This is a genomic window from Frankia sp. RB5 (assembly GCF_059816245.1).
The window spans coordinates 76,949-99,545 of the sequence record NZ_JCBATA010000016.1 but is presented as its reverse complement, the minus strand read 5'-3'; the positions used below and the strand labels follow the sequence as shown (position 1 = coordinate 99,545).

Sequence of the window (22,597 nt, the reverse complement as noted above, 5' to 3'; positions counted from 1 at the left end):
GCGCCCGCTGGTGTGATTCTCCCCGACGCGGGGCCCCGCGGTCGCGTGACATCGGCGACCCGGGGTGGTGCCACCGGGCGGAAGGGGGTCCTCGCGGCGGGGGGCCGGCGGGACAATGGGGGGGTGTGGGGAACCGAACCGGAGTTGCTCGTCGTCCTCGACGATCCCGCGGGTGAGCCGTGCGGTGACGGCACCCGCCCGGACGCCGGGCGGGACGCCTTGGCCGGCGTGGGGAGGGTGACGTCGGCGATGCCGCCTCGCCTGGTGCTGCTCGCGGGCGTGCCGGCGGAGCGGGCGGGGGAGGTGGCGGCGCTGCCCGGGGTGCGCGGCGCGTTCGCGGGCGACGTCCCCGCCGCGCTGCGCGAGGCGCTCAGCCCCGCGGAGAGCCTGTTCGTCGACGGCTGGCTGGCCCGCCGGCACGGCAAGGACCGCGGCCCCGGCGAGGGCCTGCCCTGGGACGCCCCCGGCTTCTCACCCCCGGACCCCCCGCCCGCCTGACCGGATCAGCCACGTGATCGGCTCCGGCGCCTGATCGGACCTCCCCCTGAGGGGGCGTCCGCCCGCTGGTCGGGACCTGCCCGACCAGCGTGACCGACTGATCGGGACGCGCCGACCGGAGCCTGCCCGACCGGTGCCCGCGACCGCTCAGAACACCCGGCGGGGGGCGGACCAGGTGGCGCCGGGGCCGGAGCTGCGCCACACCATGTGCAGCTCGTCCCCCACCCGGGCGAGCACCTCCAGGTGGCCGTCGAAGTTGCTCTGGATCATCGCGACGGCGTCCACCTGGCCGAGGCTGGCGGCGAACGGGCGCGGGGCGCTCCAGAACGGCGTCGACGCGCCGTTGTTGCGGTAGTAGTGGATCAGTCCGCCGGACGCCGACGGGACGACGACCTCGAAGTTGCGCGACCCGTCGGCGAACGAGCTCTGGATGAGCGCCGGGTTGCCCGCGACGCCCTCGCCGAACGTCGGCCCGGTCCGCCACACGGCGGTGTTGTCCCGGGTGAGGTGCACGAGCCGGCTGCCGACCCGCATGACCGCCTCCAGCATGCCCGCGCCGCCGCCGAGGGTGCCGTGGATGAGGCTGACCGCGTCGACCCGTCCCAGGTTGGCGCCGAACAGCTTCGGCGCGCTCCAGGGGTAGCCGTGGACGTCGTTGTTGCGCCACAGGTGGATCACGCCGGCGTTCGCGGACGGGACGAGCAGCTCGAAGTTGCCCTTCGTCCCCAGCCGGCTCTGGACGAGCGACGGGACGCCGCCGACGCCCTGGGCGAGCGCGATGGGGTCGTGCCAGGCGAAGGCGCCGGTGCTGTCGCGCCACAGGAACGACAGCGTCTGGCCGACCCGGAAGGCGACCTCCAGCGGCCCCGGGTTGGCCAGCGTGCTCTGGACCATGGTGACCGCGTCGACCTGGCCGACGGCCTGGGCGGTCCGCCACGGGTCGCGCCACGGGTAGCCGGTGGCGTCGTTGTCCCGCCAGACGTGCGTCAGCCCGAAATGGGACGACGGGACCACGACCTCGAAGTTGCCGGCCTTCCCGAGCCCCTTGGACTGCACCAGCGCCGGGTTGCCGGCGACGCCGTGGCCCCAGCCGAGCTGGCTGGGCGTGTAGCGGCACAGCGTGAACGCGTTGGAGCGCATCAGGCAGTCCACCGGGGACGGCGCGCAGGTGTCGCAGTTGCCGTTGGGGGTGGCGAACACGCCCCACTGGCCGCCGCAGTCGCAGTCCGCGCCGCCGTACTCGTCCGGGGCGCCGAAGATGTGCCCGGTCTCGTGGGTGAACACGCGGTCGATGTTGTCCGGGCCCCAGCCGTCGTTGGCGTAGGACATGACGATCCGCGGGCCGCCGATCGACGAGTAGGCGAAGTAGCCCACCGGGTACTTGGTGAAGAACACGCAGTACGACCAGGCGGTGCGCAGCCGGGAGCGCAGCGCGTCGACGTAGGCGTAGACGCCGTCGAAGTCCGCCGCGAAGCCGAGGCGGTCCATCGTCGGGTCCCGCCACAGCGCTTCCAGGTCGGTGGCGTGCGGGTTGGGCGCCACCGACAGACGCACGATCTGGATGTCGTAGTGGAAGCTCAGCTCCGCGGCCGGGTTGGTGGTGGCGTACCAGGACAGGCCGTTCTGCACCTCGGCGACGACCTTGGTCCGCTCGGCGGCGGAGAACTGCAGGTCGGCGGTGGGCCCCTCTACCATGATCAGGCCGATGGCGACCGAACCCTCCAGCCTCGCGCTGGTCGGGGCGGACGCGGCGCCGGCCGTCGGCGTCGCGCCGGCGGCGCCGGTGTCCGCGCCGCCCGGGGCCGCGAGGGTGGCGCCGGGGGCGAGCAGCGGGGAGAAGCCGTTCGCGAGGGCCCGCGGCGTAGCCGCGGCGGTCGGGTCGCCGCCCGCGTCGCCGCCGTCCGGACCTTCGCCCCCGGCGGGCCCCGCGCCCGGGACGACGCCCGCCCCGGAACCGGCGCCGCGCGGCGGGGGGACGTCGGTGCAGGGGCGGTCCATGTCCCAGGCGTGGCCGTCGCGGGGCCGGGCGGCCTTGAGCCGGCGGTAGGCGGAGCTCGCCCGCAGGCGAAAGGCGTCAAGGCCGAGCGTCTCGGCGCGGTTGAGCCCGGGGGTCAGACCCACCGTCGACACGACGCTGCCGTCGGCCGGCGGGAGCAGTGCCGCGGCGGGACGGATGCCGAGCGGGCCTGGCATCGCCCCGGCAGCGGGGTCACGCGGCCGGCCGAGCACCTGGACCCGGCCGTAGTGGTGCAGCGCCCGCTCACCGCCCGACGACGCCGGCGATCCCGCCGCTCCCGAGGCCGTGCCCGCGGTGCTGCCCGGATCGGCACCCGGGCCGCCACTCGCCGCGGCGCCGGCCGCGTCTGGGCTGGTCGCGCCCGTAGCGGCCAGGCCCGTGGTCGACTGTGCGGGATCGAGGCCCGCGAGGGCGGTGCGCGGTGTGGCGCCTGGCGTCACGGCGGACGGGGTGATCAGGGCGCGTTCGTCGACCGGTACGTCCCCCGCCATGCGTGATCGTTGTCCTTTCGATGGGGATGGCTGTGCGGAGTTGTATCGTGTTGCGGGCTCGTTGTGTCGACTTTTGCGGAAGCAACCGCTTCCGGGGTCACTCTGACAAGATAGTCCGCTTTGCCCTTATTTGCGGGGCATGGACCTCTCGCCGGACGGGACGGCCCTGCTCCTCGCCGCTCCGGCGCACCTCGCTGGCCTGGCACTTGTCGCTGGTCTTGGCACTTGACGCCCGCTCAGCGCTCTTCGCCGGACCGGCGCGTGTCGTCGGCCCGGCGCCTCTCACCGCCCCGACGAGTAGCCGGGGCCGCCCGCGGGACCCTCCGGCCACACTGCGCCGATCGGCGCGCGCTGGGCCGTCCCGATCGCCCCGATGTTGTAGGCCCCGGTCCCGGTGCCGTTCATCGAGACCCCGTTCATCGCCGCGCCGCCCATCACGCCGTTGCTCATCGACCCGTTGCCCATCGACCCGTTGCCCGGTGCGCCGCCGGCCGGGGCGGCGCCCCCGACCGCCGGGCCACCCGGCCCCAGGCCGCTCGGGGACGCGTTGCCGTAGGACCTGGTGCCCATCGCCTCGGCGACCTTGCCCATGATCGCCTCCACGAGCCGCACGGCCTCGGCCGTCGCCAGGTTCAGCACGATCTCGGAGTCCCCGGCGACCTGGAATCGCACCGATACGTCCGCCATGACGAATTCCCCCTTCTTCATGGCGCGCCACCCCGCACAGGTGACTCGCCGCCTCTGCGCGGGTGTGTTGCCATTGGGAACGTTACGGGGGTAGGAAGACGGCGTGCGCGGCGCCTCGGCCTCGGCCCGGCCTGGGTGACCGGCTGGCAGTCCGTCGCGACGGTGCGGGTAGGGTCGGCGTGGTGAACGCTGGGACGGCGACGGTCCGTGACTGTGTCGCGGTGTTGGAAGCGGCCTTCCCACACGCCTGGGCGGAGTCCTGGGACGCGGTGGGCCTCGCCGTCGGCGACCCGGACGCGCCGGTGACGTCGGTGCTGTTCGCGGTCGATCCCACCCTCGAGGTGGCCGCCGAAGCTGCCCGCGGCGCCCAGCTGCTGGTCACGCACCATCCGTTGTTCCTGCGCGGAGTGCACGGCGTCGCGGAGACGGGCGCGGGCGGGCGGGTGGTGGCCACCCTGATCCGCGCCGGCGCGGCGCTGTTCACCGCGCACACCAACGCCGACGTCGCAGACCCCGGCGTCAGCGACGCCCTCGCCGCCGCCATCGGGCTGCGCCACGTCACCTCCCTCGCCCCCGACTCGCCACCGGGATCCAGCCGGCCCCCCGGCGCCCAGCCGGGCACTCCTCAGACCCCCGGATCCACGCCGAGAACCCCCCAGACCCCCGGTACCTCGCCGGGAAGCCCTCAGGCTCAGCCACCCGCCGCCACGGCGCTCCCCGTGGCGGCGGCGGGCCTGGTGGCCACGTCGTGCCGGGGCCTGGGCCGGATCGGCGAGCTGCCGGCGCCGGAGCCGCTCGGTGACTTCTGCGCGCGGGTGGCCCGAGCGCTGCCGGCGACGGCGGCCGGCGTGCGGGCGACCGGCGCGGCGGACCGGCTCGTGCATCGGGTGGCGGTCTGCGGCGGCGCGGGCGGGGAGCTCGTCGGCGCGGCCGGCGCGGCGGGCGCGGACGTGCTGGTCACCGCCGACGGGCGGCATCACCACGTGCTCGACGCGGTCGGCGCGCATCCGGTGGCCGTCGTCGACGTCGCGCACTGGGCGAGCGAATGGCCGTGGCTCGGCCAGGCCGCCGCGCGTCTGCGGGCCGGACTCGCGGCCCGGGGACGTACGGTGAGTACATCGGTGTCCGCTATCGTGACCGATCCCTGGCGGTTGCACGTTCCGTCCCTGTAGGGGAGCGCGTCGCAACAGCGGCCGCCCTCCCGCGTCCACCCGGCCGATCCGCCCGCGAGCCCGTCGGGCGGCCCGGCGGGTTGGCCGAGCACGGGTGTGGCGCCGGTGGACCGTCGATCAGTTCAGGGCAGACAGTCGATCAGTTCAGGGCAGACCGGTGAGGAGTCCATGAAGGCAGACCCAGCAATCCAGCGTCGCCTGCTCGACCTGCAGGCCCTCGACTCCGGCGTCGACCGGCAGGCCGCGCGTCGCCGCGGCCTGCCCGAGCTCGCCGTCATCAGTGAACGTGGCACCGCCCTGGCCGCCCTGGACGACGAGGTCGTCGGGGTGCGCACGGAGCTCGATGACGTCACCCGCGCCCAGCGCCGGCTGGAGAACGAGATCGAGCTCGTGCGCACCCGCTCGGAGCGGGACACACAGCGCCTCGAGTCCGGTGCGATGACCAACTCCCGCGAGCTGGAGAACCTGCAGTCGGAGCTCGCCTCCCTGGCGCGGCGCCAGGGTGTCCTCGAGGACGAGGCGCTGGAGAAGATGGAGGCGGTCGAGGCGCTCGAGGCCCGGATCGCCGAGGTCGCCCGCCGCCGCGACGACCTCGCCGCCGAGGTCGACGCGGCGACCACCAGCCGGGACAAGGCCTTCGCCGAGATCGACGCCGAGACGGCCCGGCTGCGCCAGCAGCGGGAGGCCCTCGTCCCGCAGCTGCCCGGTGGGCTCATCACCCTCTACGAGCGGATCCGGGCGTCGTCAGGCGGGGTCGGCGCGGCGGCGCTGGTCCGGCGGCGTTGCGAGGGCTGCCATCTGGAACTGTCCGGCGGCGATCTGCGGGCCGTCGCGGCCGCACCCGCCGACGAGGTGGTGCGGTGCGAGGAATGCCAGCGCATCCTGGTCCGTACCCCCGAGTCCGGGCTGTAGTCGGCGTGTCGGTGGGGCTGACGGTGAGGGGAGTGGCGAGATGGGCAGCGGGCGTAGGCTGATCATCGAGGCGGACGGCGGCTCCCGGGGCAACCCGGGTCCTGCCGGCTATGGTGCCGTGGTCCGGGACGCCGACGGCGGCGCGGTGCTCGCCGAGCGCGCCGCGTCGATCGGCCGGGCGACGAACAACGTCGCCGAGTACTCCGGGCTCATCGCCGGCCTGCAGGCCGCCGCCGAGATCGATCCGGGCGCCGACGTCGAGGTCCGGATGGACTCCAAGCTCGTCGTCGAGCAGATGAGCGGCCGCTGGAAGATCAAGCATCCGGCGATGCGCCCGCTGGCCGACGAGGCCGGCGCGCTCGTCCGTTCCTTCCCCCGGGTGCGCTTCCAGTGGATTCCGCGCGCCCGCAATGCCGACGCCGACCGTCTCGCCAACGAGGCGATGGACGCCGCCGCGGCCGGGCGGTCCTGGGAGCCGTCGGTTCCCCAGTCGCCCGACCCGCTGCCCCACAAGGCCCCCACCACCAACCGGCTCTCCGGCTGGATGGCGCCTCCCGCCCCGCCCACCACCACGGTGCTGCTGCGCCACGGGCAGACGCCACTGTCGGTGGAGAAGCGGTTCAGCGGCACCGTCGAGGCGTCGCTGACCGACGTCGGCCTCGCCCAGGCCGCGGCCGCCGCCGACCGGCTGCGTGACGAGCCGTTCGACCTGATCGTCTCGTCACCGCTCAAGCGGGCCCGCCAGACCGCCGAGGCGCTCGGGCGGGACTACACCGTCGACGACGACCTGCGCGAGACCAGCTTCGGCGCGTGGGAGGGGATGACCTTCGGTGAGGTGCGCGAGCGATTCCCGGACGAGCTCAACGCCTGGCTCGCCGACCCGCACGTCCCGCCGCCGGGCGGCGAGAGCCTGATCGAGACGGTGACCCGCGTCGCCCTGGTCCGCAACCGCCTTCTCGCCGAGCATCCCGGGGCGCGCATCCTCGTCGTCTCGCACGTCACCCCGATCAAGGCCTTCACCCAGCTCGCGCTCGCCGCCGAGCCGACCGTCCTCTACCGCCTGCACCTCGACCTGGTGTCGCTGTGCACCATCGACTGGTACTCCGACGGCCCCGCCGTCCTGCGCGGCTTCAACGACACCCACCACGTCGCCCACCTCACCACCCACGGCGAATAGACCACCCACGGCGAATAGCGGCCCGAGGACCGCGTCGAAGCCGTGGCGGAGCGGTCCCCATAAGTCGCATATCGGGCGGACTTCCCGCGGGTGGGAAGTGCGTGCGGGGGACAGCGGCGCTGTGTCGCGAATTCGCGGGTTGCCGTCCGTTTTGGCCCGGATTATGCGACACGGACTGCCGTGAAGCGGCCAGAAGGCTGCCACGACCCGCCGCGACAGCACCCGCGAAGATCGCGGCCCGCGACGTGACCCAATGGCACCCTGCTGTGGCCTGCTCGCCATAAAGTTCCGATCCTCCTCGACCGCCTCATCACCCGTGAGTGCCAGCGCCAGGCCGATATCGCCGCCATCCTGTGTATTCTCGCTCGAGCCCGCCCCGCCCATGCTTCAGTGGAAAGGGGGAGAGGACATGCGGCTTTCCGAGATGGCCGCCCGGTGGCTGCCGCGCGTAGCGGCGGTGGTCTTTGCCACGGGAATCGTCGTGGCGGCGGCACTGCTGGCGACGCATGGGAGCATCGGGCTGGCCGTCTGGCTTGCATTTCTCACGTGCGCGATGACGGCGGCAATCCGCTGGGTGATGACCGACACCTCACCAGACGGCGGCTCGCCGCCCTGCCAGCTGGCGACCCTCCCCAAGCCTCGGCGCTCACCGGACGGCCACGGCGTCGGCGGCCGCGAGTCCTGAGGTCACAGTCCCGAGATCCGCCGACTCGGTTCTGCGGATGCGTCGCATCACCTCCGGTGCTTCGGATGGGCTGCCGCTTCCTTCCACATGCGGTCCAGCTGGTCAACCGCGTCTCCGCGCACCTCGTTCCCTGATGCGTAGGTGGTGTTCCAGCCGAACCCGGGGACCTCGTCCAGCAACTGGGCCGTTGGAATGCCGTCCGCCGGGTCGATCAGGAGCTCGAAGACCACCTTGGCGTACCAGGTGGTCCTGGTCGGGTCGCTGAAGTGCTCGTCCTCGTAGATCTCCCCGGTCGTGAAATAGCCGCTCCCGATGATTCCGCGTGGTTCCACGCCCTGCCGCAACAGATAGAAGCGGTCGCCCGGCTCGACTCCGTGCCTACGTCCACCCATGGACCACGTGCTTGTGATCGTGGCGCCGGAGGCGATCAGGGCGACGCCGCCCTCGTAGTCGCCGCCCTCCTCATCCCACTCGTAGCGGTCGGGATTCCAGGTCAGAATAAAAGTTCCCACGACAAATCTCCCGATCAGGCCTTACCGCCATGTACTGAGCGGGTCAGAGGAGCCTGCGGTGCGCTACTGGCCTCTGCGCGGCCTATCGGGTTTGCAGGGCCGCCAGCGCGGCTGTGACCTGCTCTGGGGTCGGAGCCTCGTAGTGGAAGTTTCGCTCGCGGAGATAGGCGATGAACGCGGGCTCCGGGGAGAGCTCGTGTTCTCTGAGGTAGTAGGCGATCGAGGCGTCCCAGATCCACCTTCCGTCGGTCGAGGCACCGCGAGGGACCTGCCTTCCGCGGGACGGGTCAAGCCTGTCCTCGCCGAGGCTTCTGGCCATCATGAGGTTTTCCCCTTGGTGAAGATATGCCAGGACGCTGTCGCGCTGCTCGCGTGGCAGGGGTTCCCTGTCGACGACATAGTACTCGCCGTTGTTCGTCCCGTCGAACACGTGTGCGATTGTGAAGCCGTCTCTAGTCTCGGCCACGCTTGTCCTCTTCTTGTCGCGGCTCGAATTCGAGCCAGACGCCGTCGTAGGGGATTGTCTGAACGAGATTTCCGTGCTCGTCCTCGTATTCTGACGTGGTGTATACCCTACCGTCGGATCCGGAGAAGGCGAGTTCCGTAGGTGCGGTCACGCTGACCCCGAGTTCGTCGGCGAGTTTCTGGGCGATGGGATCGTCTCCCTGGCCAGTTTCGCAGGACATGAGCCGGACGGGCCGGCCCTGCCAGGTGTCGTCCTTGCGGATGAGGGCGGCGAGGTGAGTGGCATCGAGATTGTGGTGACCGACGCGGAAGCCCTGCGGACTGCCGTGCAGGTCGGCCGTGTAGCGGCCGGGGGAAGGCTCGGCGGTGTGCGCATACCACCACATCTTGTCGTCGTTCTTCTCGTAGAAGGCGCGGCCGTCGGTGGTGGGCTGGCTGTCCTTCCAGATGCGGTTCAGGCGCCAGCCGAGGCGGTCGCCGTCCCCACGAGCGCGTGCGGCGGCGTCGACGCCCTCCGGTGGCGTCTCCTCGTAGGGATGTTCAGTGCCTTCCGGCGTCGCTGCTGTCTGATCGCGGCGGTCGAGGAGGGCGAGTTTGCGTTCCAGGGGGGTCAGAGGCGGGTCCGCGTCCGGGGCTGGTCGCCGCTCGGAGGGGCGGTCCCGTTCGAGGGCGGTGGGTGATCGGTCCGGGTTGAGAGTCGGACGATCGGTTGCGCGGGATGGGCGATCGTCGGCTGGCCGCTCACCAGGTCGGGCTTCCGGCTCTGGCGAGCGATCCGAAGCGGTCCGCGTAGCGGCGGCGCGGTCGAGGAGTTGGGCCTTCAGCTCGGCCTGGGTGGGGCCGTCGGGTGCTCGGGCCGGGCGCGGGGCATCGGGCGGCGACTCGATGTCCGCGTGAGGTCGCTCGATGCTCATTGGTGCGGATCGTAACGAAGCGGCCACCTATGCGGCAGGGAATCCCGCTGCCTCTTCTATGTCAGCGGACTCAGGAGCCGTGGTAGAGGCGGTCGAGGTCGACGAGGACGATGCGGGGGTCGGCGGCGGCGCGGGCGTGAAGGTCGTCGGTGAAGCCGGCGGCGGAGACGAGGATCAGCCGGGTGGTGGTGATGTCGAGGCCGCGGGCGGAGCCGATCAGCGTGCGGGCGTGGTCGAGGCGGTCGAGATGGTCGATGCCGAGGGTCGTGCCCCACTTCGCCTCGCCGAGGGCCACCAGGCGGCGGCGGGTGCCGTCGGCGGGTCCGAGTGCGACGATGTCCAGCTCCAGGTGGGCGCGGCCGGCGTGATCGTGAATGGTGCCGTGGCCGACGTCGCCGAGCAGGTCGGCGCCGAGCGTCTCGGGGCTGGCGAAGTCGGCCACCCAGGTTCGGGCCATGCCCTCGAAGTGCGGGCCGAGTACCTGGGCGGCGAAGGTGGGACGCAGCGTCGGCCAGAGGCGAACCGCACGGCCGGGACGGTCGAGCTGGGCGAAGGCGGGCCGGATCATCGCGTGGTAGAAGGCGACGAGCGGCTCGGCGATCCGCCACAGCGGTCGGCGGTCGCGCAGCAGGTCATCGGCGCGGACGAGGAAGCCTGCGTCGGCCAGGACGGTGAGCGGGTGGGCGAGGTCGGAGCTTGACCGTCCGACGTGGCTGGCGATGCCGCCGCGCGTCGTCGCGCCGCTGGCCACCGCGGCGAGCACCGAGCTGTACAGCGCGCTGTCGCGCAGGCTGGGTTCCTCGCTGAGCAGGTAGCGGGCCTCGCGGAACAGCGGTGAGGCCGCGTCGAGCACGGCGCGGGCCACCCAGTCGTCGAAGTCGGCGGGGGACGCCGGGCGGTCGCCGCGCAGGAAGTCGTGGTAGGCGGGTGTGCCGCCGACAACCGTGTGGACCTGGGCGGCCAGGGGGAGGTCCTCGATGCCCCAGAACTCCCGGGCGAGCCGGTAGTCCAGTGTTGGCACGGTCAGCTCCAGGCTGGCGCGGCCCCGCAGCGGCGCCGCCCCGGCGAGCAGGCGTCCCATCACCGACAGCGCCGACCCACACAGCACCAGCCGGGTGCGCGACTCGCGGCGCCGGGGTCGGCGCGGTCCGAACGCCGCCTGCACCACGGAGGGCAGCTCCGGCGAGACCTTCGTCAGGTAGGGGAACTCGTCGAGGACGACGGGCACAGGCTTCCGCGAGCCGAGCCCGAGGATCGCGTCGACGGCCTCGTCCCAGCCGTGGAAGGTGAACGCCGCGGGTGCTCCCAGATGCTCCGCCAGCCGGGTGCCGAACATCCGCAGCGAGTCCGCCGCCGTCGCCTCCACGGCCTGGAAGTACAGCCCGCCGGTCTGCTCGCAGGCGGCCTCGAGCAGGAACGACTTGCCCTGCCGGCGCCGGCCGCTGACGACGCCGAGGCTCGCGCCCGGTGCGTCGTCCTCGCAGAACCGGGCGAGCCGTGCCCACTCGACCTCCCGGTCGAACATGTCCTCCGGCCGTCGCACGCCCACCCCCTCCGCAGGCAGTTGAAGTGTAGTTATAGTAACTGCACTTCCACTGGTATCGAGGGGCGGACTCGAACCCGCAGACTGACTTCTCGCAGGCGAATCACGGCGCGCGCGGACCGGCGGTCACCAGGTGTTCCGTAGAGTTGTGATCAGCGAACGACCTCCCCTCGACGAGGTGCGCGACCTGTACGGGCAGCACACGGCCGCGACCAGCCAGCGATGCACCCCCAGGCCGTCGAGTACGCCTACGCGCTGACGATGGGCCAGCCCTGGCTGGTCAACGCCCTCGCCTACGAGATCGTCAACCGCCGGAAGGTCCCCGAGACGACCGCCATCACCGCCGACCACATCGACAACGCGGCCGAACGCATCGTGCGCGTCTGAGCGAGTCCCTCGCGGCCGCCCTGCGTCATCATCAGACCGCAGCGCGGCCGGGAGGACAGAAAATATCCGTTCGGTCACGTGAGTGGTGCATCGGGTTACCCTGGTCGCTGGAACCGGCCGGCACCGGCATCCTTCGCATACTCTGCGTGATCCTGGAGGGGTCGGGTATAGGCGAGGGGAACCGCGCCTGCTCGTCCTGGTCGGGACGGGGGGTGTCCCACGGGGGAGAGGGAGTCGGCGGATGAAGGCGGTCGTCTATCACGGATCGGCAGATATCCGGCTCGAGGATGTGCCAGAACCGAAGCTCACCGAGGCGACGGACGCGATCGTCCGCCTGACCAGCAGCGCGGTGTGCGGGACGGACCTGCACATGGTCCGGGGGACGATGCCGGGCATGCGGGAGGGCACGATCCTGGGGCACGAGGGGGTCGGCATCGTCGAGGAGGTCGGGCCGTACGTCCGCAACCTGCGGCCCGGCGACCGGGTGATCATCCCTTCGACGATCGCCTGCGGCTCGTGTTCCTACTGCCGGGCCGGCTACCAGGCGCAGTGCGACAACGCCAACCCGCGCGGCTCCCGAGCGGGATCGGCCTTCTTCGGCGGCCCGGAGGACACCGGCCCGTTCGACGGCCTGCAGGCGGAGTTCGCCCGGGTGCCCTGTGCGAACGCCGGACTGGTACCGGTGCCGGACTCCGTCTCGGACGACCAGGCGATCATGCTGTCGGACATCTACCCGACCGGGTGGTTCGGCGCGAAGCTGGCCGAGGTGACCCCGGGGGACACGGTCGCGGTGTTCGGGGCCGGTCCCGTCGGCCAGTTCGCGGTGCTGTCCGCGTTCCAGCAGGGCGCCGGGCGGGTCATCGCGGTCGACGGCATCGCGTCCCGGCTGGCCGGTGCCCGCGCGCTGCACGCCGAGACCGTCGACTTCAACGAGGAGGATCCCGTCGAGATCATCCTCGAGATGACCCGGGGCATCGGTGTCGACCGGGCGATCGACGCCGTCGGTGTCGACGCCCAGCATCCGTCGTCCGGGCCCGCCGTGCCGGGTGACGAGGCCGCCGAGGAGTTCGCGGCCGAACGGGACGCGGCCACCGCGGGCGGCGCCCGCCCGGCCGGGGACACCTGGGTTCCCGGTGATGCCCCGTCCCAGGTGACACGCTGGTCGGCGGAGGCGGTGGCCAAGGCGGGCTCGATCGGCATCGTCGGCCTCTACCCGCCGACCCTGAACGCCTATCCGATCGGTACGGCCCTCAACCGCAACCTGACGATCAAGCTGGGCATCTGCCACCACCGCCGGTACATCCCCGAGCTGCTGGCGATGGTGGAGGCGGGCACGGTCGACCCGGCGACGATCATAACCCAGCACGAGCCCGTCTCCTCCGCGCTCGACGCCTACCAGGCCTTCGACCGCCGCGAGACAGGCTGGACCAAGGTCGTCCTCGACCCCGCCGCCTGACCTGTGCGACCCATGCGACTCACGTGATGCACCCGGCCGGCCCGACCCATGCGAGGGCCGCCGCGTCGTTGCCTACTGGCGGGGCGGCTTCGCCGGACGCCGGCGGCGCCGTGTGGAGGGTGAGATCCTGCGGTCCGGTGCCCGCCGCCGCCCGCTTCCGCTCCGGTCGCCGACGTCGCCGGCTCGCAGCCATGACCCTTCTTTTACCGCGTCGCCGCAGGCAAAACCGCACCGACCGCCGACTCCGAACCGGAATGCCGACGGGCGGGGTGGGCGATGGCTGCCGATCCCGTGATCAACATATCGTCCGACTTGGCCGTTGATGCGGGTTACCGGTGGTGGGGTCCGGCGGTGACCTGTGAGTCTGGTCAGCGGGCGCGGCGGGCGCTGAACATCGCGGCGCTGTGGCTCGGTCGCGACCTGGATCGCTCCGCGGGCGACGGGCCGGCCTCGTGATCGGGTGAGCTGGTAAGAGCCGTGGCTGTGGGTGGTCGAGACGCCGTGGCCCGCCCGGCGCGATGGTTGTGGTTGCCGGCGGGGCGGCGTCCACGCCGTCTGCCTGTTCGAGGTGTCGGCTCGGCGCCGTGGTTTCCGCCGACCGGCGTGCGTCGGGCTGGACTGGTCCTGGTCTCCGCCGGGATCGCGGCCGTGGGGCTGGTGAGCGACCGAGCGCCGGGGGCGAGCGTGGTGAGTATCGGATGATCGGCGGATGCGACCCGTGTCGTCGTCGCCTTGATGCCGGCGGCGCGGGCGAGCTGCGTGACCTCACGGATCTGCTCCGTGGTCGCGAGGGTGATGACAGTGCCGCTGTTGCCGGCGCGCGCGGTGCGCCCGGAACGGTGCAGATATGCCTTGTGGTCGGCCGGTGGGTCGGCGTGGATCACGAGAGCCACGTTGTCGACATGGATGCCGCGGGCGGCGATGTCCGTGGCGACCAGCGCCGAGGCCCGGCCTGTGTGAAAGTCGTCGAGGTTGCGGGTACGGGCGTTCTGGCTCAGGTTGCCGTGCAGCTCGACCGTGGGCACGCCGGCGCGGTTGAGGTGGCGGGCCAGAGCCTTGGCGCCGTGCTTCGTGCGGGTGAACACGACCGTGCGGCCCGGTGCGCTGGACAGGTCAACGAGCACGGGGAGCCGGTTGTCCCGCTCGACGTGCAGCAGATGGTGCGCCATGGTGCCCACGGGGGACTGGGCGGAGTCGGCCTCGTGCACCGCGGGCTCGCTGAGGTACTGGCGCACCAGGGTGTCGACGGCCCTGTCCAGGGTGGCCGAGAACAGCATTCGCTGCCCGCCGGCCGGGGTCTGGCCGATCAGCCGGCGTACGGCGGGAAGGAACCCCAGATCGGCCATGTGGTCGGCCTCGTCGAGCACGGTGACCTTTACCTGGGCCAGCGAGCAGTGCCCCCGCGCGAGGAGATCCTCGAGCCGGCCTGGGCAGGCCACGACGATGTCGGCGCCCCGCCGGATCGCGACCACCTGCGGGTTCTGACCGACGCCACCGAACACGGTGCACGAGGTGAGGCCGGCCGCGGCGGCGAGCGGCCGCAGAGCCGTGTCGATCTGCGCGACGAGCTCGCGGGTGGGCGCCAGGATCAGCGCGCGCGGAGCCCCGGCTCGGGCCCGGGGCCCGCCGGACAGCCGCGCGACCACGGGCAGGAGGAACGCGAGCGTCTTGCCGGACCCCGTGCGGCCGCGGCCGAGGACGTCACGTCCAGCGAGCGCGTCCGGCAGCGTCGCCCGCTGGATCGGGGTGGGGGTCTCGATGGCGTGACGGGTGAGAACGTCGGTGAGGCGCGCGGGCACACCAAGATCGGTGAACGAAGACAAGGAAAATCGCTATCTGTGTGGATGTCCCGCCGACAACCGGGGAGTGAGGATCTCGACCGGTTACGCGCGGAGCGGAGGCCCGATCGAGAGGAGCGGGTGCTACGACGCGCGGACAACTCGCGGCAGGAGCCCGACGAGGTGATGCGAGCAGCATAGCTGGTCCGCGCGCCGCATGGAGCCGACCCGCGAGGTGAGGTTGTCGGCGGACAGCGGGCCGTCGCTGGTGGCCGCACCACTGGTGGGCCCCAGCCGGCTGGGCCGGCGACGTGGTCACCGGCCGAGACGACGACCCGGGGCCCCTGCTCGCGGGGGACGAGGCGACCCGTACACCGCGGGCGACGGGTCCAGAACGTCACCGGGGTGCGAGTCGCACGCAGATGCACGAACGGCATGGCCGCCCGCTGGCGAGCCGTTGCCCGGCGGGCCGGGCGGCCGAACTGGTCGGCCAGACCGCGCCGAGCGAGCTCGCGACTGGCCGCGACGTCGGCGCGCACCCACGACCAGGGAACCTTTGCGATCTCACCTTTTCGATCTCACCTTGATCCGCTAAGGTCGTTCCAGGTCCAAGCCAGCGATAGAAACAGTTCATTCAGATCGGCGCGCACAGCTCGGCGAAGCGTTGAGAGCTGATGTTGCCGCGAGTCGAATTCGACGTCCGCGTCCGCCCGATCCTGGAGGGCTCACACCGTGGCCAGGTGGCGGAATGCGCTGCCGTGGAAGACGAGCGGCGGGGCCGCCAGGTCCGCGCCCACAAACCCCTGGACCCGGGTTGATCAAACCCGAATTCCCTTGCATGACCCACGCGGGTCTCACAGCCGGCCGGAATCGTCAGGGGCGGGCTCGGCACGCACCAGGCCCGTCTGGTAGGCGATGACCACGAGCTGCGCCCGGTCACGGGCTCCCAGCTTGGCCATGGCCCGGTACACATGGGTGCGGACCGTAAATGGGCTGAGCACCATCCGGTCGGCGATCTCCTGGTTGGACAGGCCGGTCGCGGCCAGAGCCACCATCTCGCGTTCGCGGGCGGTCAGCGCGTCCAGCCGCCGGGATCCAAGGGCGAGGACGTCGTCCGGAGTGGCCAGAAAGCGGCTGACCAGGAAACGGATCGCGGTAGGAGACAGGAGGGTGTCACCGGCCACCACCGTGCGGACCGCGTCCCGTAGGTCCTCGGCCGCGATCCCCTTGCCGATGAAGCCGCTGGCTCCGGCGCGCAGCGCTCTGGCGACGTACTCGTCGATCTCGAAGGTGGTCAGAATCAGGATGCGGCTGGCGGCCAGGTCCTGATCCGCGCAGATGGCCTCCGTGGCGGCAAGGCCGTCCATCTCCGGCATGCGGATGTCCATGATCACCACGTCGGGCTTGAGCTCCCGGGCGCGTTCGACCGCCGCGCGTCCATCGGCTGCCTCGCCGACCACCGCGATATCGTCGGCGGCGTCGAGAAGGAGCGCGAACGCCTCGCGCAGCAGGGCCTGGTCATCAGCGAGCAGCACACGGATGGTCACGATCCGGTCCCCTTGTCCGTCTTGGCATCTGGTCCCGATGCGTGCCCGTCTCCTGACTGGCCGTCTTCGCCCAGGTCCAGCCGCGCGGCGTCTCTGGGCGGCGCCAAGGGCAGCTCCAAGGTCACGAGAAATCCTCCCTGCGGCCGGCGGCCCACGGTCAGCCGGCCGCCGGCGGCCGCCGCGCGTTCGCGCATGCCGATCAGCCCGTAGCCCGGTGCTCGGTCTGCCGGTGCGGCCGGGGACCGTCCGTCGTCGGCGATGGCGATGGTCAGGCGGGCGTCGTCGTAGGTGAGGTTCACCTGGGCCCTGTCGATCGCGGCGTGCTTGGTGACGTTCGTCAGCGCCTCCTGGACGATGCGGTAGGCGGTGAGGTCGGCCCCGGGAGACAGCGGTCGGGCCGGGCCGGTCTGGCGTACCGTCACGTCCAGTCCGGTGCGGCGGAAGGACTCGACAAGCGCGGGTAGCCGGGATAGCCCAGGGGCAGGCTTCAGGGGCGTCGATGACCCACCGGACTGGCGCAGCAGGCCGACCGTCGCGCGCAGTTCGTGAAGGGCGTCGGCAGTGGTCTCGGACAACTGGCGTAGGGACGCGCGGGATCGCTCCGGGTGGCTGTCAAAAACCTGGGTGGCGACCGCGGCCTGAGCGTTGGCCAGGGCAATGTGGTGGGCGACGATATCGTGCAGCTCGCGGGCGATGCGCATCCGTTCCTCGGCCACCCGTCGACGTGCCTCGCTCTCCCGGCTCTCCTCGGCCCGCCGCGCTCTGTCCTCTACTGCCGCCAGGTAGGCCCGCCGATCTCGGAGCGAACGGCCGAGCGCGCCGGCCAGCAGTGGGAAGGCCACGACTCCGGTCCTCGTGGCGGCCTGCCACGAGTCGATGTCAAACACCAGGAGCGACGTGGCCAGGAGGAGCGCGGATGTCGCCATCGTGGCGTTGTGCCCTCGCCGTTCGGATCCCGCTTCCAGGGAGAAGGCTGCGATCATGACCGGGGCGAGCACCAGCGGGTTGAGGAAGAGCCCGAACGGCGGGACGAGCGCTGCGCAGCCGACCGTCACCGCCACGGCGGTTCCTGGTGCGCGGTGCCGGGCCGGCAGGATCGCGCAGGAGATCGCGGCGAGCAGATAGGCGGCGGCCGGCGGCGCGGAGACCGGCTGGTCGTCGTCTCGGAGCATTACGCCGACCAAGAACAGTAGCAGCGCGACCGCGACGGTCGCCGCCTCCCGCCGCCGCGTGCGCCCATCCCGCGGACGTCGCGAACGGCTCACGGCGTCTGCGGGATGGGTCACCGCCCGGTGGACTGGGGCTGCGGAAGCCGGTCGACCCGCTCGCCCGGGGACGCTTCGGGGGACCTGTTCAGCGCCTGGCCCTCGACATCCACGTTCGGCAGCATGCGATCGAGGCTACGTGGCAGCCTCCAGGCACGCTGACCGAGCAGGGCCAGTACCGCGGGGGTGATCGCCATCCGGACCACGAAGGCGTCGAAAGCTACCGCAGCGGCCAGCCCGACGCCCATTGTCTTGATGACAGCGACGTGTGCTCCGACGAAGCCACCAAAGACACTGATCATGATGAAGGCCGCCGCGGCCACTACCCGTCCACTGTGCTGGAAGCCGTTGACGATGGCCTCCCCCGGTGGGTCGCCGGCGACGTGCGCTTCCCGCATTCGCGTGACCAGGAACACCTCGTAGTCCATGGCCAGACCGAACACGACACCGATCATGAGAATCGGCATCAGCGACATCACCGGCCCGGTCTGCTCGACGCCGAACAGGTCCGCGGCCCAGCCCCACTGGAAGACCGCGACGACGACGCCGAGGGCGGCGCCCACCGACAGCAGGAAGCCCAGTGCTGCCTTGATCGGTACCAGAATTGACCGGAAGACCACCATCAGGAGGAGCACGGCGAGGCCGACCACAATCGCCAGATAGGGGATCAGCGCATTGGACATGGCCTGGGAGATATCGATGTTCAGCGCCGTGGTGCCCGTCACCAGAACCTGGGCGTTGGACTTCGTCTCGAGGTCGGAAACCCCATGGCGGATGGCGTGCACCACGTCACGCGTCTCGCCACTGCTCGGCCCGGTCTTCGGGATGACGGAGAGGATCGCTGTGTCCTTGGCCTGGTTGACCGCTGGATCACCGACCGACACCACGCCGTCCATCCGGGTGACCATGTCGGACACCTGGTCGATGACTCTCGGGGCCGCGGCATCCCGGGTGTCCACGACCACGGTCAGCGGGCCGTTGAAACCAGGACCAAACCCTTCTGAGAGCAGGTCGTAGGCCCGGCGCTCGGTGCTGGACGTCGGCTTGGACTCGTCTCCAGGCAAGCCGAGTTCCAGGCTCAACGCAGGCGCGGCCATGACACCCAGGCCCAACACCGCGACCACCAGCACGGCCACCGGCCGACGCAGCACGAACCTCACCCAACGGGCACCAAGCCCATGGCGACCGCCGTGACGGGCATGAGCCGTGCGGGCATCGCGGGGCAGTACCCGGTGACCGAGGAAGCCCAGCAACGCGGGGACCAGTGTCAGCGCCACACACACCGCCAGCGCCACGGCACCCGACGCGGCCAGTCCCATCTTGGTGAGTTCGGGAACCCCGACGACTGACAGCCCGACCAACGCGATAGTCACCGTCAGGCCGGCGAAGACGACCGCGGAACCGGCCGTCCCCGCCGCCCGCCCGGCCGCGTCCTGCGGATCTCTGCCTTCGGCGCGTTCGGCACGGTATCGAGAGACGATGAACAGCGCATAGTCGATGCCTACCGCCATGCCCAGCATGATCGCGAGGATCGTGGCGGTGGACGTCACGCCCAGCGGCACGGCAAGCGCGGTGATCAGGCAGAAGCTGATCGTGACACCCAAGATCGCTGTCAGGAGCGGCAACCCGGCCGCCACCAGGGAGCCGAAGGTGAGGACGAGTACCGCCACCGCCACCGCCAGCCCGATGAGCTCGGAGGCGCCGCCCAGGGACTCGTCCGACTCCAGCGCCGAGCCGCCGATCTCCGTCGTCAGCCCCACGTCGCGGATCCGGTTCGCCGCGTTCTCCAAGGCCGCCGTCGTAGCGTCGGTGAGGTCGGTCGCGTCCTCGGTATAGGTGATGGTCGCGTAAGCGATGGTGCCGCTGGAACTGACGGACCCGGCGGCGTATGGATCGGTGACCGAGGCCACCTGCCCGCCTCTCGACAGGTCACCCAGGGCACCCTCGACCGCTTGGCGGTATGACGGCGCGGTGACCAGCTGCCCGTCCGGTGCCTTGAACACTAGACGGGCGTCGGCCGACTGGGCGTTGCTCTCCGGGAAACGCTCCGCGAGCAGGTCAAACGCCTTCTGAGACTCCGTGCCCGGCAGCGCCAGCCCATCGTCGGCCGCCGACGGCGCCAAGGCGGCCCAGATGCCAGCGAGCACCAAGGTGGCCAACCACAGGGCGCTTACAAGGCGGCGCCGTCGGAAAGCCCATCGTCCAACCCGGTAAAGAAAAACGGCCATCCGTCGATCACTCCGGTAGTCGTCGGGAGGTGGAGCAGCGCGATGCGCGCACCCCAACGCTCTCGCCCGGCGGCCCCTCCCGGCGTCCTCTACCTGCACTATCTCTCGCCTAATACATTTGTACTGGCCTGGCTCTGCCCGCCCAAGGTGCAATGCCGTGAAGCCTAGTTGGATCTTGCTCATAGTGAGGGGGACGTGAGCTCCATGCCGGCACTTGGCATTTTTCGAAGAGATACTCCAGGAAAAACTCTCCGATGGTCACCTTCGGTGGGAATCGAATGATCCTAGATATTATGTACCTCACGACTGCGGCAGGTCACTGCGATCATGTCGTCGGTGAACCTGCGCATATTTCGCACATGGCGAACGGTTTCAGGAGGCTGGGGCGACAGGGAAGTCTCCACCGGAACCTGCGGTCCGTCGTTGAACGACTTCAGATGGGCGCGGTTTGATATTGCAACAGCGAACGAAATCTCGGCTACCAGGCCGCGCAGGGTCTGGGTCAGCACGCGGCGGCTGATCCCTTCGATGGCGCGGTCAAGCTCATTGAAACCGTAGGAATGCTCGGTCAGCACTCAGATGACCACTGGAATCCATTTGTCACCGACACGTCGCAGTACGCCGGTCACAGGGCATTCCTGGCGTTGCCGCTCGGTCACCACCAACGTGAGACGGAAGCGGGATCTTGAGAAAGCGGTCCCAGTAGGCTGGTAGCCCGCTGTCCGACCGCGGGATTCCGTCAAACAGGTAGGACCCCTCCTTCGGCCGGATCTCCGATTGGAGGAGGAACTCACCGTCGCGGAGCGGTGCGGGAGCAAGCCGAAGTCGATAGCCGATGCCAGTACCGCGGCCGAGAAAGCCCATGCCTTGGCAGGTAGGGCGGCGGGGGACCTCCGGGAATCCTCAGTAGGGCCTGGCCGCGGGCAAAACCTCGGCTCCTGCCTGAACGCCTCTTACCGGCATCCACTTGCTTGCCTGATGAGTTCCTCGGCCTGGTTGCCGACCGTCGATGTTTGGAGGAGGCGAAGGAAGGCACGGCGGTAGGTGTCGACCTGGGTGGGGTCGTCGATGGTGATGGGGTGGGTGAGGAGTTCGAGGTGGACGAAGGGGTCGGTGTCGGGGAGGTCTTCGAACAGGACGAAGCCGCCCGACAGGCGTCGTCGAGAAGCTGCTCTTCGAGGGCGATGGGCGGTGGGGTCTAGGCGAAGCCTCGCCGTGTCTTCGTCCGCCTGCTCTACCCATCCGCGGGAGGCGCGATCATGCGGCGAACCACGTTCGTGCGCCTGGTCTGGGCTCCAACGGTCAGGGCGGCTGAAGCAGCGCTTCGGAAGCAGGAGGCCGAGGCGCATGCGTCACAGCGGAAGGAGGACGCCGAGCGGGCTGCGGCGGCCGCCGATCGCCTGGCCGGGGGAGTCGACTTCCACGAGCTTCGCCACTACTACGCGAGCCTTCTGATCTTCGCGGGCGAGAGTGTCAAGGTGGTCCAGGCCCGGCTCGGCCACAAGAGCGCGGTCGAAACGTTGGATACGTACGGTCACCTCTGGCCCGACACGGAGGACGCCACCCGGGCCGCTGTCGACACCGTGCTGGGAAAGGCTCTCGAACCCGAAACGGCCCAGGAACGGCCCAGCGCGACCGTGTAGACGCTCCGCCGCAGGTCAGGAGGGGTAAAGCGGATGAGGTGGCCTGTAAGCCGGGTTCTGTAGGCGGGGAGCCTTGCGGCGCCCCGGTGGCGGCCATCTCTCTACGGCTGCCGTTGCCGGCAGCCTCCAGCGGCCTACCCGCAGGCTCGGGCGGGCCGCCCTCGAACGCCTGCGCGGCCCGTGGCCCTTGCGGGCCGCGGGCCTTCTGACCTTGCTCCGGGCGGGGTTTACCGAGCCGCCCAGGTCACCCTGGGCGCTGGTGCGCTCTTACCGCACCGTTTCACCCTTACCGGCGGCCGTGACCGGCGCCGGCGGTCTGTTCTCTGTGGCACTGTCCCGCGGGTCGCCCCGGGTGGGTGTTACCCACCGCCCTGCCCTGTGGAGCCCGGACTTTCCTCGGCGGCACCGGAGTGCTCCGGCGCCGACGCGGCCGCCCGGCCACCTCATCCGCAGACTTCAGCATAGGCCACCCGTCCGCCTAGACTCCCAGGGCACAGGGGATCGAAGCTGGACAGCGCCGACCAGGCCGTTCAGGCGATGCATGATCGATGGGACGACGATGGCCGGATCGGACCAGCCGGGCAAGAAGATCGACTTCACCCGTCCGCAGCGCCCGCAGCCGGCGCCCACCGGCCCCGCGGTTCCCGCCGCCGGCGCCGCGACCGGCCCGGTGCCGCCCGGCATCCCGGCCGGCGGCGCGTTGCCAGCCGGCGCGGTGCCACAGCCACAGCCGTATCCCGCTCCAGGCGCCGGCGGTCCGGCGCCCGCGGGCTTCCCGCCGCAGGGTGGCCCGGTCCCGGCCGGTCCTCCCGGTGCGTCGGGCGTTCCCGGTGGCGCGGGAGGTCCTGGAGGGCCTGGTGACGGTCGGCCGCCGCGCCGGCGGGGCGTGGCGTACACGACCTACGCGATCACCGTTCTGGTCGCGGTCATCGCGATCATGGTCGTGATCTTCGTGGTCAAGAACGACGCGCGGGTGAACATCTGGCTGTTCGGCGCGAACCAGCAGATGTCGGTCGCCGGGGCGCTCGCCGCCTCCGCTGGCGCCGGCCTCGTCATCGGCGTGCTTCTGGGCCTGCTTCCCCAGATCCGCCTGCGCCGCGAGCTCCGCCAACTCCGCCGCGCCGCCCGCGACCGTTAGACCTCGTCTCGAGATCTGATCATCGCGGTCGCGGTCGCGGTCGCGGTCGCGGTCGCGGTCGGGGTCACCGCCGTCACCGCCG

21 protein-coding genes and 1 other RNA gene are annotated in these 22,597 nt (G+C 71.2%); 9 read left to right on the top strand and 13 right to left on the bottom strand.

The window, feature by feature from the left end; genetic code table 11:
• Window positions 1–123 precede the first annotated feature (123 nt).
• Window positions 124–498: a hypothetical protein gene (locus AC6EXY_RS10860; RefSeq protein ID WP_101830527.1), complete on the top strand. Its 375-nt coding sequence runs from the start codon at window positions 124–126 to the stop codon at window positions 496–498.
• Between the two features lie 147 nt (window positions 499–645).
• Here AC6EXY_RS10860 and AC6EXY_RS10855 read toward each other — a convergent pair whose 3' ends face one another.
• Together AC6EXY_RS10855 and AC6EXY_RS10850 are read right to left on the bottom strand one after the other, a co-directional pair.
• The gene (locus tag AC6EXY_RS10855) at window positions 646–3,006 is read right to left on the bottom strand and encodes a DUF8189 domain-containing protein (RefSeq protein ID WP_101830528.1); all 2,361 of its coding nucleotides are present in this window, start codon (window positions 3,004–3,006) and stop codon (window positions 646–648) included.
• A 282-nt stretch (window positions 3,007–3,288) separates the two neighbouring features.
• Window positions 3,289–3,693, bottom strand: coding sequence for a hypothetical protein (locus tag AC6EXY_RS10850; RefSeq protein WP_133150573.1), 405 nt, complete (start codon window positions 3,691–3,693; stop codon window positions 3,289–3,291).
• Between the two features lie 179 nt (window positions 3,694–3,872).
• Here AC6EXY_RS10850 and AC6EXY_RS10845 point away from each other — a divergent pair, with 179 nt between their 5' ends.
• The 4 genes from AC6EXY_RS10845 (at window position 3,873) to AC6EXY_RS10830 (ending at window position 7,639) form a co-directional block, all read left to right on the top strand.
• Entirely contained in the window at window positions 3,873–4,865 is a 993-nt protein-coding gene (locus AC6EXY_RS10845; protein WP_423748041.1) for a Nif3-like dinuclear metal center hexameric protein, read from the top strand.
• Window positions 4,866–5,033: 168 nt separating this feature from the next.
• Window positions 5,034–5,777 carry a zinc ribbon domain-containing protein gene (locus tag AC6EXY_RS10840; RefSeq protein WP_101830530.1) on the top strand — a complete coding sequence of 248 codons (744 nt, stop codon included), beginning with the start codon at window positions 5,034–5,036 and terminating at the stop codon, window positions 5,775–5,777.
• A 40-nt stretch (window positions 5,778–5,817) separates the two neighbouring features.
• Window positions 5,818–6,954 (top strand): bifunctional RNase H/acid phosphatase, encoded by a 1,137-nt coding sequence (locus AC6EXY_RS10835; RefSeq protein WP_499817804.1) that lies wholly within the window; start codon window positions 5,818–5,820, stop codon window positions 6,952–6,954.
• A gap of 409 nt (window positions 6,955–7,363) precedes the next feature.
• The gene (locus AC6EXY_RS10830) at window positions 7,364–7,639 is read left to right on the top strand and encodes a hypothetical protein (protein WP_101830532.1); all 276 of its coding nucleotides are present in this window, start codon (window positions 7,364–7,366) and stop codon (window positions 7,637–7,639) included.
• Between the two features lie 47 nt (window positions 7,640–7,686).
• On the opposite strand, the gene AC6EXY_RS10825 is transcribed toward AC6EXY_RS10830, so the two are convergent.
• The 4 genes from AC6EXY_RS10825 to AC6EXY_RS10810 form a co-directional block, all read right to left on the bottom strand.
• Window positions 7,687–8,151 (bottom strand): hypothetical protein, encoded by a 465-nt coding sequence (locus tag AC6EXY_RS10825; protein ID WP_101830533.1) that lies wholly within the window; start codon window positions 8,149–8,151, stop codon window positions 7,687–7,689.
• Window positions 8,152–8,233: 82 nt separating this feature from the next.
• Window positions 8,234–8,617 carry a hypothetical protein gene (locus tag AC6EXY_RS10820; protein WP_243407242.1) on the bottom strand — a complete coding sequence of 128 codons (384 nt, stop codon included), beginning with the start codon at window positions 8,615–8,617 and terminating at the stop codon, window positions 8,234–8,236.
• Window positions 8,604–9,530 carry a DUF8616 domain-containing protein gene (locus tag AC6EXY_RS10815; RefSeq protein WP_101830534.1) on the bottom strand — a complete coding sequence of 309 codons (927 nt, stop codon included), beginning with the start codon at window positions 9,528–9,530 and terminating at the stop codon, window positions 8,604–8,606. The genes AC6EXY_RS10820 and AC6EXY_RS10815 overlap by 14 nt, the downstream gene beginning before the upstream one ends.
• A 70-nt stretch (window positions 9,531–9,600) precedes the next feature.
• On the bottom strand, window positions 9,601–11,073 hold the full coding sequence (locus tag AC6EXY_RS10810; protein WP_101830540.1) for an ATP-binding protein: 1,473 nt from the start codon (window positions 11,071–11,073) through the stop codon (window positions 9,601–9,603).
• A 222-nt stretch (window positions 11,074–11,295) separates the two neighbouring features.
• On the opposite strand from AC6EXY_RS10810, the gene AC6EXY_RS10805 reads away from it, so the two are divergent.
• Both AC6EXY_RS10805 and AC6EXY_RS10800 read left to right on the top strand, forming a co-directional pair.
• Window positions 11,296–11,460 (top strand): hypothetical protein, encoded by a 165-nt coding sequence (locus tag AC6EXY_RS10805; RefSeq protein WP_207770181.1) that lies wholly within the window; start codon window positions 11,296–11,298, stop codon window positions 11,458–11,460.
• Window positions 11,461–11,701: 241 nt separating this feature from the next.
• Complete coding sequence (locus AC6EXY_RS10800) at window positions 11,702–12,916, top strand: zinc-dependent alcohol dehydrogenase (RefSeq protein WP_101830535.1); 1,215 nt, start codon at window positions 11,702–11,704, stop codon at window positions 12,914–12,916.
• A gap of 368 nt (window positions 12,917–13,284) precedes the next feature.
• Here AC6EXY_RS10800 and AC6EXY_RS10795 read toward each other — a convergent pair whose 3' ends face one another.
• From AC6EXY_RS10795 to AC6EXY_RS10770, 6 genes are all read right to left on the bottom strand, one after another.
• Window positions 13,285–14,715, bottom strand: coding sequence for a DEAD/DEAH box helicase (locus AC6EXY_RS10795; RefSeq protein ID WP_101830536.1), 1,431 nt, complete (start codon window positions 14,713–14,715; stop codon window positions 13,285–13,287).
• Window positions 14,716–15,548: 833 nt separating this feature from the next.
• The gene (locus AC6EXY_RS10790; protein ID WP_101830537.1) at window positions 15,549–16,241 is read right to left on the bottom strand and encodes a response regulator transcription factor; all 693 of its coding nucleotides are present in this window, start codon (window positions 16,239–16,241) and stop codon (window positions 15,549–15,551) included.
• A complete protein-coding gene (locus tag AC6EXY_RS10785; protein ID WP_499817805.1) occupies window positions 16,238–17,413 on the bottom strand; it encodes a sensor histidine kinase in 1,176 nt (391 codons plus the stop codon). The genes AC6EXY_RS10790 and AC6EXY_RS10785 overlap by 4 nt, the downstream gene beginning before the upstream one ends.
• A gap of 110 nt (window positions 17,414–17,523) precedes the next feature.
• Window positions 17,524–19,653, bottom strand: coding sequence for an MMPL family transporter (locus tag AC6EXY_RS10780; RefSeq protein ID WP_499817806.1), 2,130 nt, complete (start codon window positions 19,651–19,653; stop codon window positions 17,524–17,526).
• A 365-nt stretch (window positions 19,654–20,018) separates the two neighbouring features.
• Window positions 20,019–20,309: a helix-turn-helix domain-containing protein gene (locus tag AC6EXY_RS10775; RefSeq protein WP_207770345.1), complete on the bottom strand. Its 291-nt coding sequence runs from the start codon at window positions 20,307–20,309 to the stop codon at window positions 20,019–20,021.
• A gap of 378 nt (window positions 20,310–20,687) precedes the next feature.
• Window positions 20,688–21,083: a Scr1 family TA system antitoxin-like transcriptional regulator gene (locus AC6EXY_RS10770; protein ID WP_423748091.1), complete on the bottom strand. Its 396-nt coding sequence runs from the start codon at window positions 21,081–21,083 to the stop codon at window positions 20,688–20,690.
• On the opposite strand from AC6EXY_RS10770, the gene AC6EXY_RS10765 reads away from it, so the two are divergent.
• Window positions 20,994–21,377 (top strand): tyrosine-type recombinase/integrase, encoded by a 384-nt coding sequence (locus tag AC6EXY_RS10765; RefSeq protein ID WP_101832439.1) that lies wholly within the window; start codon window positions 20,994–20,996, stop codon window positions 21,375–21,377. The genes AC6EXY_RS10770 and AC6EXY_RS10765 overlap by 90 nt on opposite strands.
• Window positions 21,378–21,407: 30 nt before the next feature.
• Here the strand turns inward: AC6EXY_RS10765 and rnpB are convergent.
• Window positions 21,408–21,823, bottom strand: an RNA gene (gene rnpB / locus AC6EXY_RS10760) — RNase P RNA component class A.
• A 113-nt stretch (window positions 21,824–21,936) separates the two neighbouring features.
• Between rnpB and AC6EXY_RS10755 the strand changes: the two genes are divergently transcribed.
• The gene (locus tag AC6EXY_RS10755; RefSeq protein WP_133150698.1) at window positions 21,937–22,515 is read left to right on the top strand and encodes a lipopolysaccharide assembly protein LapA domain-containing protein; all 579 of its coding nucleotides are present in this window, start codon (window positions 21,937–21,939) and stop codon (window positions 22,513–22,515) included.
• The last annotated feature ends 82 nt before the right edge of the window (window positions 22,516–22,597 follow it).